The sequence below is a fragment of the Vreelandella subglaciescola genome (assembly GCF_900142895.1).
GTDB classification, from domain to species: Bacteria; Pseudomonadota; Gammaproteobacteria; order Pseudomonadales; family Halomonadaceae; genus Vreelandella; species Vreelandella subglaciescola.
Window position 1 is genome coordinate 591,621 of sequence record NZ_LT670847.1, and the last position, 13,741, is coordinate 605,361.

Here is a 13,741-nt window from a genome sequence, read left to right on the forward strand (position 1 = left end):
GATTAACGCCGCCGCACAGATGTGAGCGCATCGGCTTGAGAAAAATAAAAATCATCGGCCACACAGCAAAAAGCCTCGCTTAGCGAGGCTTTTTGCACCGAGTTCTAGCAGCGAACGCTTAGAATGCCCAGTCGTCGTCTTCGGTAGCTTCTGCACGGCCAATCACGTAGGACGAGCCCGAGCCCGAGAAGAAGTCGTGATTCTCGTCGGCGTTGGGCGCCAGTGCCGCCATGATGGTCGGATCGACGTCGGTCATGCTCTCGGGGAACAACGCCTCAAAGCCCAGGTTCATCAGTGCTTTGTTGGCGTTGTAGTGCAGGAACTTTTTGACGTCTTCGGTGAGTCCGACGCCGTCGTACAGCGACTCGGTGTATTTCACCTCGTTGTCGTACAGTTCCATCAGCAGCTCGTAAGCGTAGTTTTTCACTTCGGCCTGACGCTCTTGGGTTTCTTCTTCGTAGGCCAGCTGGAACTTGTAGCCGATGTAGTAGCCGTGTACCGCTTCATCACGAATGATCAGGCGGATCAGGTCGGCAGTATTGGTCAGCTTGGCGTGACTTGACCAGTACATCGGCAGGAAAAAGCCCGAGTAGAACAAAAACGACTCGAGGAACACGCTCGCGACCTTACGCATCAGCGGATCTTCGGAGTAGTAGCGCTCCAGAATCAGCGTCGACTTGGCCTGCAGCGTGGGGTTTTCCTCACTCCAGCGGAAGGCGTCGTCCACGTCGCGGGTAGCGCACAGCGTCGAAAAAATCGAGCTGTAGGAGCGCGCGTGCACCGCTTCCATAAAGGTGATGTTGGCGTACACCGCCTCTTCGTGGGGCGTGCGCGAATCGGGCATCAATGACGGCGCGCCGACACTGCTTTGAATCGTATCGAGCAGCGTAAGACCGGTAAATACACGAATGGTCAGCTGCTGCTCTTCGTCGGTCAACGTATTCCACGACTGGATATCGTTGGACAGCGGGACCTTTTCCGGCAGCCAGAAGTTGCTGGTCAGGCGGTTCCATACGTCCAGATCCTTGTCGTCCTGAACGCGGTTCCAGTTAATCGCGTCAATCCGCGTCAGCTGCGGCGCGGCCGGCGCTTGCATATCTGTCATGTCGCTCACCTTGAAAGCAATGCGATAAGTAAAAGGAGTCAGGGGTCACCCGCGTTATAGCGTGCAGGAAACGCAGCCCTCAACCTCGGTACCGGCCAGCGCAGATTGGCGCAGGCGAATGTAGTACAGCGTTTTGATCCCTTTACGCCAGGCGTAGATCTGCGCGCGGTTGATATCCCGAGTGGTCGCCGTATCGGGGAAAAACAACGTCAGCGACAGCCCCTGGTCCACGTGCTGAGTGGCTTCGGCGTAGGTATCGATGATTTTTTCCGCGCCGATCTCGTAGGCGTCCTGGAAATACTTCATGTTGGCGTCGTAAAGGTACGGTGCCGGGTAGTAGGCGCGCCCCAGCTTGCCTTCCTTGCGGATCTCGATCTTCGCCGCCACCGGATGGATGCTCGACGTCGAATGGTTGATATACGAAATCGAGCCCGTCGGCGGCACCGCCTGCAGGTTGCGGTTATATAGGCCGTGCGCCATCACCGAGGCTTTCAGTTCGCGCCAATCCTCTTGGGTAGGCAGAACGATACCTTCGCGCTCAAACAGCCCCTGGACTTTCTCGGTACGTGCCGGCCACGCCTGCTCGGTGTACTTGTCGAAAAAGCTGCCGTTGGCGTAGTTGGAGTCGGCAAAGCCTTTGAAGGTGTCGCCGTTCTCGATCGCCAGGCGGTTGGACGCTTTCAACGCATGGAACGTCACGCAGTAAAAATACAGGTTGGTGAAGTCCAGCCCTTCGTCCGAACCGTAATAGATATGCTCGCGCGCCAGAAAGCCGTGCAGGTTCATCTGCCCGAGGCCAATCGCCCGGGACTGGGCGTTGCCGTTGGCCACCGAGGGCACCGACGACAGATTGCTCATCTCGGAGACCGCGGTCAGCCCGCGAATCGCGGTATCAACGCTTTGGCCGATATCCCCCGAATCCATCACCTTGGCGATGTTGAGCGAGCCCAAGTTGCAGGAAATATCTTCGCCAATGTGGGAATAGCCCAGGCTTTCATCATAGCGGCTGGGCGTATTGACCTGCAGAATTTCCGAGCACAGGTTGCTCATGTTGATGCGCCCGGCGATGGGGTTGTGGCGGTTGACGCTGTCTTCAAACATCACATAGGGATAGCCCGACTCAAACTGCAGCTCGGCCAGCGTCTGGAAAAATTCCCGGGCGTTGATCTTGGTCTTGTGGATGCGCTTGTCCGCGACCATCTCGTGGTACTTCTCGGTCACGCTGATATCGCCAAACGGCACGCCGTAGACGGCCTCTACGTCGTAAGGCGAGAACAGATACATCACCTCGTTGTTCTTGGCCAGCTCAAAGGTGATATCCGGAATCGTCACGCCCAGCGACAGCGTCTTGATGCGGATTTTCTCATCGGCGTTTTCACGCTTGGTATCCATGAAGTGCAGGATATCCGGGTGGTGGGCGTTCAAATACACCGCCCCGGCACCCTGGCGCGCGCCCAGCTGGTTGGCGTAGGAAAACGCGTCTTCCAGCAGCTTCATGATCGGAATAATGCCCGACGACTGGTTTTCGATACGCTTGATCGGCGCGCCCTGCTCGCGGATATTGCTGAGCAGAAACGCCACGCCGCCGCCGCGCTTGGACAGCTGCAGCGCCGAGTTGATCGAGCGGCCGATGGATTCCATGTTGTCTTCGATGCGCATCAAAAAGCACGACACCAGCTCGCCGCGCTGGCGCTTGCCGCAGTTGAGGAACGTCGGCGTTGCTGGCTGAAAACGGCCGTTGATGATTTCATCCACCAGCGCTTTGGCCAGCGCTTCTTCGCCGCGGGCAAGCGTCAGCGCGACCATGCACACGCGGTCTTCAAAGCGCTCCAGATAGCGCTTGCCGTCAAACGTTTTCAGCGTATAGCTGGTGTAGTACTTGAACGCGCCGAGAAAGCTCGAAAAGCGGAACTTGTAGGCGTAAGCCTGCTCGAACAGCGCTTTGATAAACGCCGGGCTGTACTGATCGAGCATTTCGGCTTCGTAGTAATCCTCTTCAATCAGATAGTCGAGTTTTTCTTCCAGCGAGTGGAAGAACACGGTGTTCTGATTAACGTGCTGCAGAAAATACTGGCGCGCCGCCTCGCGATCCTTGTCCAGCTGCAGGCGGCCATCGGCGCCGTAAAGATTAAGCATGGCGTTAAGGGCATGATAATCCAGCGTTTTTGATGCCTGCTGGGACGGCGCTGGTGCTACAGATGTTGTTGCCAAAACGAGGTAACTCCCTGACGAACGTTAGCGACGTCTTGCGACGTGCCAAACAGCTCGAATCGATACAATAGCGGCACATCGCACTTTTCCGCGATGATGCGCCCGGCAATACCGTAGGCCGTGCCAAAATTGGTATTCCCCGCCGCAATCACGCCGCGAATGAAGCGCCGGTTGTGCTCATCGTTTAAAAAATGGATGACCGGCTTGGGCACCGCGCCCGCGGCGTTGCCACCGCCATAACTGGGCACAATGAGAATATAGGGTGACTGTACTTTCAACGGCGCCATATCACTTTCAAAAGGAATGCGTTGCGCCGCCAGCCCTAGCTTCTCGACAAAGCGTCGGGTATTGCCCGACTTGGTCGAGAAGTACACGACCCCGGGCGATTCGCTCATGCCGTGGCGGCGGAGAGTTCGCGGATGCGATCCGGACGAAAGCCCGACCAGTGCGTCTCACCGGCGGTGACCACCGGCAGCTGGCGGTAGCCAAGACGCATGATGTCGTCTTTGGCTTCGGGTGTCTCGTCCAGATTGATAACGGTATAGGAAAGCCCCAGCTTTTCCATTTCACGGTAGGTTGCCGAGCACTGAACGCACGCCGCCGCGCTGTAAACCGTAATAGTCATTGCTTTTCCTCGCCAGATCGCGTGTGAAATAGGCCTTACAAAGGCATCAGCGCTTGAGAGCACCCGCCCGATGCACACAATATATAGTATATATCGGCCATTTCAAGCTAGAAAATATCTATATGTAGATGTGCGAGGAAATAAAAATGTCAATATACCCACACGCCAGATTTTGTGCTAAAGGACAAAACGGCCAAGCGCAGGCAGGGGATAAGAACCGCTGTGAAGGTATAAAAAAAGCACCCAAAGACAAGCCGTTAACGCAAAAAAACCGCCCGCTGACTCAACAGCGGGCGGTCATCTCACGCTACCGTCAGGGTAGCGCTAGCGCGTTCGCTTACGCGACGGCTGCTTGATAACGGCGCTCAACGTCTTCCCAGTTGACGACGTTAAAGAAAGCGGCAATGTAATCCGGACGCTTGTTCTGGTACTTGAGGTAGTAAGCGTGCTCCCAGACGTCCAGCCCCAGCACCGGCGTGTTGCCGTGAGAAATCGGGCTGTCCTGGTTGAGGCTGTTCTCAACGACCAGCTTTTTCTCCGGCGTAACGGAGAGCCATGCCCAGCCGCTACCGAAACGACCCAGCGCAGCTTTCTTCAGCGCGTCCTGGAAAGCTTCATAGCCACCCAGCTCAGAGTCGATGGCCTTGGCCACGTCACCGTGCGGATTACCGCCGCCGTTGGGCGACATCATCTGCCAGAACATGGTGTGGTTGGCAACGCCGCCGCCGTTGTTGATGACCGCCTGACGCTTGGCTTCGGGGACGCGATCCAGATTGGCCAGCAGTTCCTCGGCCGGTACGTCTTCAAGGCCCGTGCCTTCAAGCGTGGCGTTGAGGTTGTTGACGTAGGTCTGGTGGTGACGCGAATGGTGGATTTCCATGGTCGTCGCGTCGATGTGCGGCTCTAGCGCGTCGTAAGCGTAGGGTAGCTCGGGCAGTGTATGTGCCATTTTCATCCTCTCCTTGCGTTATGATTTCGCCAGTGCTTTTGTTGACACCCCATAAGGTGCGGCCTGATCGGGTCGATTTCAACCGCTTGGGCTTTTTACCTGCCCCGTCTATAAAAACTGACGATAGAAACCGGCAACGGCAGCGGGCATAAAACCCAGCGGCGTCGTCAACTATTCAGAGTGTATCGAATACGCCACGCAGAAAAAAGCCGATGCGCGCCCTTAGAGCCCGCCGCTGGATGGCAACAAGCAGTGTACATTCAATTGCTTAAAGTTTGCTTTCAAGCTCCGGCAGCACCTCGAACAGGTCGCCCACCAGACCGTAATCGGCCACCTGAAAAATGGGCGCGTCTTCATCCTTGTTGATGGCAACGATCACCCGCGAGTCTTTCATGCCGGCCAGATGCTGAATCGCACCGGAAATCCCCACGGCGATGTATAGCTCCGGCGCGACGATTTTCCCGGTTTGCCCGACCTGCATATCGTTGGGCACAAAGCCTGCATCTACCGCCGCCCGCGAGGCGCCTACGGCGGCGCCGAGCTTATCGGCGACGCCGCCCAGCAGCCTGAAATTCTCGCCGTTACCCATACCGCGCCCGCCGGACACGATCACGCTGGCACCGCCAAGTTCCGGGCGCTCGCTTTGGGCCAGCTTTTCGCTGACAAAGCTCGACTGCGTGTTGGCGGCGACGTAGTCAACGGCCTCGATGGTGGCGCCAGCCTCCGCACGCTTGCCCAGGGCATCAAAGGCGCTGGGGCGCACCGTCATCACCTTGAGCGCATCGGCGCTTTGCACCGTCGCCACGGCGTTGCCGGCGTAAATCGGGCGCTTGAATGTATCGGGCGCTTCCACGGCGATGATATCGGACATCTGCCCGACGCCCTTGAGCGCGGCCAGGCGCGGCAGCACGTTTTTGCCCGTGGTCGAGGTGCTGGCCAACACGTGGGTGTAGTCAGCGGCCAGCGCGACGAGCAATTCGCCCATCGGCTCGGCCAGCTGGTGCGCATACACGGCGTTATCCGCTACCCGCACCCGGCTGACACCGTCAAGCGTCGCGGCCTGTTCAGCGGCTGAGTGAACGCTGTCACCGGCCACCAGCACATCGATACTGCCGCCAATGGCGCGAGCCGCCGCCACCACATGGGCCGTTACGCCGGCAAGCTGGCCGTCGTGCAGATCGGCAAGTACCAGAATGCTCATGAAATCACCTTTGCTTCGTTCTTGAGTTTTTCGATCAGCTCATCGACCGACGCAACTTTCACCCCGCCCGGACGTTCGGCCGGCGGTTCGACGCCCAGCAGGCTGATATTTGAGGCCATGCTGACACCCAGCGCCTCGGGCGTGCGCACGTCCAGCGGCTTTTTCTTGGCCTTCATGATATGCGGCAGCTTGGCGTAGCGCGGCTCATTCAGGCGCAGATCGGTGGTGATGATCGCCGGCAGCGAGAGCCGCAGCGTTTGCAGCCCGCCGTCAATTTCGCGCGTTACCGTAACGCTCTGCTCGTCGACCTCGAGCGCGGAGGCAAACGTGCCCTGGGAAAAGCCGGTCAACGCCGACAGCATCTGGCCGGTCTGATTGTTATCGCTGTCAATCGCCTGCTTGCCCAACAGCACCAGTCCGGGCTTCTCCTCGTCGACGACGCTTGCCAGCACCCGGGCAGCAGCGAGGGAATCCACGCGCTCATCGGTGTCTACGTGAATCGCGCGGTCAGCGCCCAGCGCCATGGCGGCACGCAGCTGTTCCTGCGCGGCCCTGGGGCCGATGGTCACGGCCACGATTTCGCTGGCAACGCCCTTTTCCTTGAGCCGCACGGCCTCTTCCACGGCGATTTCGCAGAAGGGATTCATGGCCATTTTCACGTGGGTAAGATCAACGTCGGAGCCGTCCGGCTTGACCCGGATTTTAACGTTGTAGTCGATGACGCGTTTCACCGCGACGAGTACTTTCATAGGTGCCTCGCTTGGCCTGAAGTTAACGCCGATGCTCGGGATGGTTATCCGCGCACAACGCCGTGCTGGCGCGCTTGCGGACGAGCGTCGGCATGAAAATGCGCGCGGATAACCATCGAAGGAGTGTTCTTGCGCAGGTATTATGCCTACCATGCAGCATAATCAGAAGCAAACGACCGTTTAAAAATGAGGCCGTATCGCATAAGATTTGCCTGCAAGCGGCCCGCAGGAGAACAGGAGAGACCGCGGTGGAAAACGGGGACCAGAACGGGGGTGAAAGCATGATGAAAAACGGGATAGACAACACCGTAGAGCGCGACGTCATGGAGTTTGACGTCGTCATTGTGGGCGCCGGCCCGGCCGGACTTTCCGCCGCCTGCCGGTTGATGCAGCAGGCCAACGCGGCCAGCCACGAGCTGTCGGTTTGCGTGGTGGAAAAAGGCTCCGAGGTAGGCGCCCATATCCTCTCCGGCGCTATCTTCGAGCCCCGCGCGCTGGACGAGCTGTTCCCCGACTGGGCCGAGCGCGGCGCGCCGCTTGACACCCCCGCCGTGCGCGACGAAGTCTACCTGCTGAAAGACGCGCAGAAAGCACAGAAACTGCCCCACGCGCTGGTGCCCAGGAGCATGCGCAACACCGGCGGTGGCGTCACACGCTACGTGGCAAGCGCAGGTAACCTGTGCCGCTGGCTGGCCGAGCAGGCCGAAACGCTCGGCGTTGACGTATTTCCCGGCTTTGCCGCCCAGCACACCCTCATCGAGGACGGCCGCGTCGTCGGCATTGTCACCGGCGACATGGGCGTCGCCGCCGACGGCACGCCCAAAGACGGCCACATGCCCGGCATGGAGCTCCGCGCCCGCTACACGCTGTTTGCCGAAGGCTCGCGCGGGCATCTGGGCAAGGAGCTGATCGAGCAGTTCTCGCTCGACGCAGGCCGTGATCCCCAGCATTACGGCCTCGGCCTGAAAGAACTCTGGGAAGTGCCCGCCGAACAGCACGAGCCGGGGCTTGTCTTGCACGGTGCCGGCTGGCCGCTCAGCGGCGACACCCACGGCGGCTGGTTTCTGTACCACGCCGATAACCGCCAAGTGGTTGTCGGGCTGATCGTGGACCTTTCCTACCGGAACCCGTGGGTGTCCCCCTTCGATGAGTTCCAGCGCATGAAGCATCATCCGGTGCTCAGCCAACACCTGCAGGGCGGCAAACGCCTGGCCTACGGCGCGCGCGCGCTGACCAAGGGCGGCATGAACTGCCTGCCCAAAATGACCTTTCCCGGCGGCCTGCTGCTTGGCTGCGATGCCGGCACGCTGAACTTTGCCAAGATCAAAGGACTACATACGGCAATGAAATCCGGCATGGTCGCCGCCGAAAGCGTATTTGAAGCGCTTGCCGCCGGCGATGAAGGCGGCCGCGAACTGACCGAATTTACCGCCAAATGGGAAGCCAGCTGGGCCTGGGCCGAACTCAAGGCAAGCGCAAGCTTTGGTCCGGCCATTCACCGCTACGGCACCGTACTGGGCGGCGCGTATAATTTCGTTAATCAGCTGATCGGCAATCGGCTGCCCAACGTCCACGATACGAGCACCGATTACGGCACGCTCAAGCCCGCCGCCGCGTTCACGCCCATCGACTACCCCAAACCCGATGGCAAGCTATCGTTCGACAAGCCCTCTTCGGTGTTTCTCTCCAACACCAACCACGAAGAGAACCAGCCCTGCCATTTGCACCTGGCGGACCCCGAGCTTCCCGTGCGCGATAACCTGCCCGAATACGCCGAACCGGCGCAGCGCTACTGCCCGGCCGGCGTGTATGAAATCGTGGAAGATAGCGACGGCAAACCGCAGTTCCAGATCAATTTCCAGAACTGCGTGCACTGTAAAACGTGTGATATCAAGGACCCGGCGCAAAACATCACCTGGGTAGCGCCGGAGGGCGGCGGCGGCCCCAACTACCCCAATATGTAGCGTCTAGCCGGTGGCCACGGGACGCTCGCCGTCCGTGATCCATTCGCTCCATGAGCCGGCGTAAAGCCGCGGGAGCGGCCGCCCCGCCACGGCATAGGCCAGCACGTTATGACAGGCGGTAATGCCGGAGCCACAGTAGGCCACTACCGCCGGCGCGTCAGGCAACTCGCTGGCTAGCGTGGCGGCCGGCTTGAAATGTCCCGTGTCAGTCAGGTTATTCGCGCTTGGCCGGCACTGGGCACCGGGAATATGTCCGGCCACCGGATCCACCGGCTCGGCCTCGCCGCGAAAACGCGCGGCAGCTCGGGCGTCCACCGGCAGCATGGAACCCTCCGCCACCGCGTCGGCATCAACCCAGGCGCTGTCATCCAAGCGAGGCTGCCAATCGCTTGGCGACGGCGCGCCGGCATCGGTTGCCCACTCACCGCCGGTTTGCTGCCAGGCATCCAGCCCGCCGTCCAGCACGCGTACGTCAGGGTGGCCGGCCCAAACGGCCAGCATCCACCAGGTGCGCGCGGCCGCCAGCTGGCCGCCGCGATCATCGTAAACCACCACCGGCTGCGCGGGATCAATCCCCAGCCGCTGTACCACGCTGATAAACGCCTCGGGGCTGGGCAGCGGGTGGCGCCCACCGCACCCTGGCGGCGCGGCCAGATCGCGATCCAGATCCACATGCTGGCTAGTCGGCACGTGACCTTCAAGCCACAGCCGTTCGCCGGCACCGGCGTCGTCAAGCCGTGCGCGGCAGTCGAGCACTCGGGGCGGCTTCGCCCCGGAAAGCGCGGCGCCCAGCGCCTCAGCGGTGATCAACGGATGTTTCATGGCGTGCTCCTTGTTTACACCCAGGCCTACTGATTACCAAGCCCGGTTAGCGTAAGCCCAAGCTTGCCTCCTAACGCCCCGCGGCGTCCAGCGGCTCGATCGGCGCACGGCTGGCCACCAGGCGCCGCCGGCCCGCACTGAGAAATCGCACGTCGATGACCGGGTCGTCAGAATTCCCCTCAACCGCGGCCACCTCACCCTCACCAAACACCGCATGACGCAGTCGCTGGCCAGGAAAGTAACTCGACGCGGCGCCGGCGTTCGCAGGCGCTGAGGCATCTCGCACGCTTTCAACCAGGGCAATATCGTCGCGCCCCAGGGCGGACAGATAGCATTGTGCCAGGCCGGGGTCGGCCACGGGAAGTGGTGCGTCAGCCGGCATATCGGCGGCAATCCGCCCGGCTATCGCCATGCTGTCCTGCCAGGCGCACTCGCCGATGAAGCGGCTGGGGCGATGTCCGCCGCCGTCATGAAGCAGCCATAACTCTTCCTGGGCGCGCGTCACGCCCACATAAAACAGCCGCCGCTCTTCTTCCAGGCGCTCATTGGAAAGCGGATTATCGCGGCTGTAGTGGGGGAAATCTTCTTCATTGACGCCGGCCATGGCGACCAACGGCCATTCAAGCCCTTTGGCGGCGTGAACCGTGCTGATCAGCACGCCGCCGGCCTGGTTTTGTACCGGCCGCTGCAGCAGTTCGATAAAGGCGTCGGCGTCGGGCACGTTTTCCGCCTGCTCGATCAGTACGTCCAGCAGGCGCACGTCTTCTTCGCCCTTGGCGCGTCTCGCGGCGGCGCGTTTGAGCACTTTCTCGGCCTCAACCGCATTAACCACATGGCGCAGCAGCTTCGCCGGCGGCCAGGCGCTCAATGTGGGCAGCTCGCACAGCAGCGCCCAGCGTTTTTTCAGCGTGCGCCGCTGCATCGGCTTGAGCTCGGCCAGCAGCGGATCGCTGCGGTCGGGCCAGTTTTGCGTCTCGGCCAGCCGGGAGGCTAGCCGCCGGAGCCGCTCCCGGGCCACAAAGGTCGTCGGCTGCGCCAGCAACAAGTGCAATAACTCGGGATCGTGCAGCAGCGCTGGCTGGCGGGCGAGCCGGAGATAGCCGGCCAGCGCCTGCACCAGCGGCAGCCGGAACACAAAGCGGTCTTCCCGCGCTAAGCGAAACGGCAGGCCGGCCTGTAACAACGCCAGCTGAAACGGCACCGACAGCGCCCAGCTGCGCACCAGCAGGCAGGTCTCGGCAAGCCCCCGCCCCTTGGCCTGCCAGTCGGCCAGCGCATCGAGCAGTACCCGGCTGCCCTGCCCCACGGACACCCGGGTCGCGGGGTTGGCATCGGCGGCCAGGCACAGCTGGTCGGGGCGGCGCTGATTGGCAGCAATGGCGTGGTTGGCCGTCAGCGCCAGCGCGTGGCCGTGGCGAAAGGTGATCGACAGCGGGTAATCACGGGCCTGGCCAAAGGTGGCGGTAAAATCGGTCAGCATGGTGTCAGGGTGCGCACCGCGCCACTCGTAAATGCACTGGTTGGCATCGCCTACCGCCATGACAGCGGCTTTCTTTCCCGCCAACAACGCCAACAGCCGCTGCTGAGCGGCGTTGATGTCCTGATATTCGTCGATGATAACGTGGTCAAGAAAGCCGGCCACCCGCGCGCGCAGCGCGTCATCGGCTTCCAGCGCACGCAGCGGCCGGTAAAGCAGGTCGGCGTAGGTCATCACGCCTTCAGCGCGTAGCAGGCGTTCGGCCTCATGAAACGCGGCGGGGAAATAGTCGGTATCGTCGTCCAGATCAAGGCGCGGGTAGAGCGCTTCGGGCTCGGCCATTTCGGCTTTGACCAGTGCGCAGTAGTGCGCCAGGGTTTCCAGGCGGTCGCCTTCGAGTGCGGCGTCGCGGCGTTCGCGCTCGTGTTCCAGCACGTTGAGGCTGGCTTGGCGCAGCAGGCGCTCCAGCTGCCAGTCGGCGGCGAGCAGCCGGCGCGGCTCAAGCGCGCCCCAGCGGCACAGGCTCTGGGTCAGCCGGTGGCCCAATGAATGGAAGGTGCGTACGTCGGGCAGCGGCTGCCCCGCCGGCGCCATGAGCCCCAGACGGCGCTGGAAATCTTCCCGCGCCGAACGGTTGAACATCAGCACCAGCATGCGCCTTGGCGCGACGCCTTGTGCCAGCAGGTGCAGCACGCGCGCGGCCATGGTGGTGGTTTTGCCCGCCCCCGCCACTGCCGCGACCCGCGCGTGGCCGCCATCGTGGCGGATCACCGCCTGCTGCTGTGAGGTCAGTTCCACGGCGACTCGCTTGCCTCAACGTCGTTCAGCGTGCCCAGCACGTGCCAGACACCGGCGCTTTCCACCCCGACGTCGGTATGGCCTTCACCCTCGCGCAGGCTCGCCGCGTCAACCAGCTGATAATAGACGTTGCGACTCAGCCGCGCGGCAAGGCCAAAGCGCACCGGTACTTCGGGCGCTTCATCACCGCCTGGCGTACGCGTCATGGTGAGCGGATGGTCAACGTCAAGCGTCAGCTCGTCGCCGTGCTGCGTGGTCAGCCGCCAATCACCGCCAATTTGATGCGCGGCAACAATCATCAGCGGGCAGTCTTCCACCTCAATGCGAACGCGCTCGGTGGGCGTGACCAGACAAACGCCTTCAGGGTCATGACGCAGGAGACTGGCCAGCAGCCGGACAAGCTCGGGACGCTTAAACGGCGCGCCTTCGTGCCACCAGCTGCCGTCGGCCTTGATGGTCAGCGGCATGTCGCCACAAAAAGGCGGCTGCCACTGATCAACCGGCGGAATGGTGGCCGCCGTTTCGCTGTGCTGTAGCAAATGATCAAGGTTCATGCTGGCCTACCCCTCCGCGGTGTTGCTGTCTTGACGAGTTGCCGTCTTGAATAGATGGTGCGTTACACAAGCCCGGCCTTGCCTAATGATTCGCGCTGCTGCTTTGAGGCTTGCGGGGCGGCCGCGCGGAACAGATGGTAGAAATTCGCCGTGGTCTGCATCGCCAGCTCGTCTACGCTGATGCCGCGTTCTGCGGCAAGGCACTCAGCCACGTTAACCACAAAGGCCGGCTCGTTGGGCTTGCCCCGATACGGCACCGGCGCCAGATAGGGGCTATCGGTCTCAATCAGCATGCGGTCAAGGGGCAGCTTGCGCGCCAGCTCACGCAGCGCGGTGGCGCTGGCAAAAGTGACAATGCCGGACAGCGAGATATAAAACCCCAGCCCTACCGCGCGGCGCGCCATGTCGAGATCTTCGGTAAAGCAGTGCAGCACTCCGCCAACGCTTGGGTCAACGTGCTTTTCCAGAAGCGCCAGGGTATCTTCCTTGGCCTCGCGGGTATGCACGATAACCGGCAGCCCGAGCTCGCGGGCGGCAATCAGGTGTTGTTCAAAGCGGGCGTGCTGAACGTCTGCCGGAACGCTTTCACGATAGTGGTAGTCAAGCCCGGTCTCGCCAATGGCGACCGCCCCGTGTTGGGTCGCGGCGTCCATGATGGCGTTGGCATCAGGCTCGGTCTCCGGCGTATGCAGCGGGTGCAGGCCGGCGGAAATCACCACGTCATCGTGCTCCCGGGACAGCGCGGCAAGCGTCGGCATGTCGTCGAGGCTGACGGCCACGGCCAGAAACTGGGTGACGTGAGCGGCGCGGGCGGCGTCTAGCGTTGCGGCAACGTCGCCGCCGTGGGTCTTGTCGGAAAGGCGGTCGAGATGGCAGTGAGAATCAACAAACATGAAAAAAACTTCGCAGTTGGAAAGCAACGCGGCGCATGGCGCAGCACGCGGCGGTTACAGGGTTAAAGACGGCCCGGCGGTATCCAGCTGCCCGGCCAGCAGGGTCTCGATCCGATCGCGGACGTTGTAGTCCTGCTTGCTGAAATGCACGCCGATACCCGGCCTGCGCCGCCCGGACACGCCTTCCGGTGAAATCCAGACGACTTGACCGTTAACCGTCAAATCCTCATTTTCCCCGGGCAACGCCATGATCAGCACCACCGCATCACCTAACGCATAGTGATGGTGGGTGGCCACGAAAAGTCCGCCGCGATCCAGAAACGGCATATACACTGACAGCAACATGGGCACATCGGGAATATCCAGCGATAAAACGTTTGGCGTGCTCACAGT

Annotated in this window: 13 protein-coding genes; 1 reads left to right on the forward strand and 12 read right to left on the reverse strand. The window is 61.4% G+C overall.

Going from position 1 to position 13,741, the window contains the following annotated elements; genetic code table 11:
• Positions 1-118 precede the first annotated feature (118 nt).
• The 7 genes from nrdF to B5495_RS02725 all read right to left on the reverse strand — a co-directional run bounded on the left by nrdF (position 119) and on the right by B5495_RS02725 (position 6,840).
• Positions 119-1,105: a class 1b ribonucleoside-diphosphate reductase subunit beta gene (nrdF, locus tag B5495_RS02695; protein ID WP_079551099.1), complete on the reverse strand. Its 987-nt coding sequence runs from the start codon at positions 1,103-1,105 to the stop codon at positions 119-121.
• A 54-nt stretch (positions 1,106-1,159) separates the two neighbouring features.
• Complete coding sequence (nrdE, locus tag B5495_RS02700) at positions 1,160-3,316, reverse strand: class 1b ribonucleoside-diphosphate reductase subunit alpha (protein WP_079551101.1); 2,157 nt, start codon at positions 3,314-3,316, stop codon at positions 1,160-1,162.
• Positions 3,298-3,711, reverse strand: a complete 414-nt coding sequence (gene nrdI / locus B5495_RS02705) for a class Ib ribonucleoside-diphosphate reductase assembly flavoprotein NrdI (protein WP_079551102.1) — start codon at positions 3,709-3,711, stop codon at positions 3,298-3,300. Before nrdI ends, nrdE begins: the two co-directional genes overlap by 19 nt.
• Positions 3,708-3,941: a glutaredoxin-like protein NrdH gene (nrdH, locus tag B5495_RS02710; RefSeq protein ID WP_079551104.1), complete on the reverse strand. Its 234-nt coding sequence runs from the start codon at positions 3,939-3,941 to the stop codon at positions 3,708-3,710. The genes nrdI and nrdH overlap by 4 nt, the downstream gene beginning before the upstream one ends.
• Before the next feature lie 337 nt (positions 3,942-4,278).
• On the reverse strand, positions 4,279-4,890 hold the full coding sequence (locus B5495_RS02715; protein ID WP_079551106.1) for a superoxide dismutase: 612 nt from the start codon (positions 4,888-4,890) through the stop codon (positions 4,279-4,281).
• A 268-nt stretch (positions 4,891-5,158) separates the two neighbouring features.
• Positions 5,159-6,091, reverse strand: a complete 933-nt coding sequence (locus tag B5495_RS02720) for an electron transfer flavoprotein subunit alpha/FixB family protein (RefSeq protein WP_079551108.1) — start codon at positions 6,089-6,091, stop codon at positions 5,159-5,161.
• Entirely contained in the window at positions 6,088-6,840 is a 753-nt protein-coding gene (locus tag B5495_RS02725) for an electron transfer flavoprotein subunit beta/FixA family protein (RefSeq protein WP_079551110.1), read from the reverse strand. Before B5495_RS02725 ends, B5495_RS02720 begins: the two co-directional genes overlap by 4 nt.
• A 284-nt stretch (positions 6,841-7,124) precedes the next feature.
• Between B5495_RS02725 and B5495_RS02730 the strand changes: the two genes are divergently transcribed.
• On the forward strand, positions 7,125-8,804 hold the full coding sequence (locus B5495_RS02730; RefSeq protein ID WP_172824587.1) for an electron transfer flavoprotein-ubiquinone oxidoreductase: 1,680 nt from the start codon (positions 7,125-7,127) through the stop codon (positions 8,802-8,804).
• Positions 8,805-8,807: 3 nt separating this feature from the next.
• On the opposite strand, the gene B5495_RS02735 is transcribed toward B5495_RS02730, so the two are convergent.
• The 5 genes from B5495_RS02735 to B5495_RS02755 form a co-directional block, all read right to left on the reverse strand.
• On the reverse strand, positions 8,808-9,626 hold the full coding sequence (locus B5495_RS02735) for a sulfurtransferase (RefSeq protein ID WP_079551112.1): 819 nt from the start codon (positions 9,624-9,626) through the stop codon (positions 8,808-8,810).
• Positions 9,627-9,696: 70 nt separating this feature from the next.
• On the reverse strand, positions 9,697-11,901 hold the full coding sequence (locus B5495_RS02740) for an ATP-dependent helicase (RefSeq protein WP_079551113.1): 2,205 nt from the start codon (positions 11,899-11,901) through the stop codon (positions 9,697-9,699).
• Complete coding sequence (locus tag B5495_RS02745) at positions 11,892-12,455, reverse strand: DUF1285 domain-containing protein (RefSeq protein ID WP_079551115.1); 564 nt, start codon at positions 12,453-12,455, stop codon at positions 11,892-11,894. Before B5495_RS02745 ends, B5495_RS02740 begins: the two co-directional genes overlap by 10 nt.
• Before the next feature lie 62 nt (positions 12,456-12,517).
• On the reverse strand, positions 12,518-13,348 hold the full coding sequence (locus B5495_RS02750; RefSeq protein ID WP_079554873.1) for a TatD family hydrolase: 831 nt from the start codon (positions 13,346-13,348) through the stop codon (positions 12,518-12,520).
• A 54-nt stretch (positions 13,349-13,402) separates the two neighbouring features.
• On the reverse strand, positions 13,403-13,693 hold the full coding sequence (locus B5495_RS02755; protein WP_079554875.1) for a PilZ domain-containing protein: 291 nt from the start codon (positions 13,691-13,693) through the stop codon (positions 13,403-13,405).
• Positions 13,694-13,741 lie beyond the last annotated feature (48 nt).

What these genes read in the sequence shown, in the direction of transcription:
- B5495_RS02730 (WP_172824587.1), top strand. Translation starts at nt 7,125, where the DNA reads ATGAAAAACGGGATAGACAACACCGTAGAGCGCGACGTCATGGAGTTT.
- B5495_RS02750 (WP_079554873.1), bottom strand. Translation starts at nt 13,348, where the DNA reads ATGTTTGTTGATTCTCACTGCCATCTCGACCGCCTTTCCGACAAGACC.
- B5495_RS02755 (WP_079554875.1), bottom strand. Translation starts at nt 13,693, where the DNA reads ATGTTGCTGTCAGTGTATATGCCGTTTCTGGATCGCGGCGGACTTTTC.
- B5495_RS02720 (WP_079551108.1), bottom strand. Translation starts at nt 6,091, where the DNA reads ATGAGCATTCTGGTACTTGCCGATCTGCACGACGGCCAGCTTGCCGGC.
- B5495_RS02735 (WP_079551112.1), bottom strand. Translation starts at nt 9,626, where the DNA reads ATGAAACATCCGTTGATCACCGCTGAGGCGCTGGGCGCCGCGCTTTCC.
- nrdF (WP_079551099.1), bottom strand. Translation starts at nt 1,105, where the DNA reads ATGACAGATATGCAAGCGCCGGCCGCGCCGCAGCTGACGCGGATTGAC.
- nrdH (WP_079551104.1), bottom strand. Translation starts at nt 3,941, where the DNA reads ATGACTATTACGGTTTACAGCGCGGCGGCGTGCGTTCAGTGCTCGGCA.
- B5495_RS02715 (WP_079551106.1), bottom strand. Translation starts at nt 4,890, where the DNA reads ATGGCACATACACTGCCCGAGCTACCCTACGCTTACGACGCGCTAGAG.
- B5495_RS02745 (WP_079551115.1), bottom strand. Translation starts at nt 12,455, where the DNA reads ATGAACCTTGATCATTTGCTACAGCACAGCGAAACGGCGGCCACCATT.
- nrdI (WP_079551102.1), bottom strand. Translation starts at nt 3,711, where the DNA reads ATGAGCGAATCGCCCGGGGTCGTGTACTTCTCGACCAAGTCGGGCAAT.
- B5495_RS02725 (WP_079551110.1), bottom strand. Translation starts at nt 6,840, where the DNA reads ATGAAAGTACTCGTCGCGGTGAAACGCGTCATCGACTACAACGTTAAA.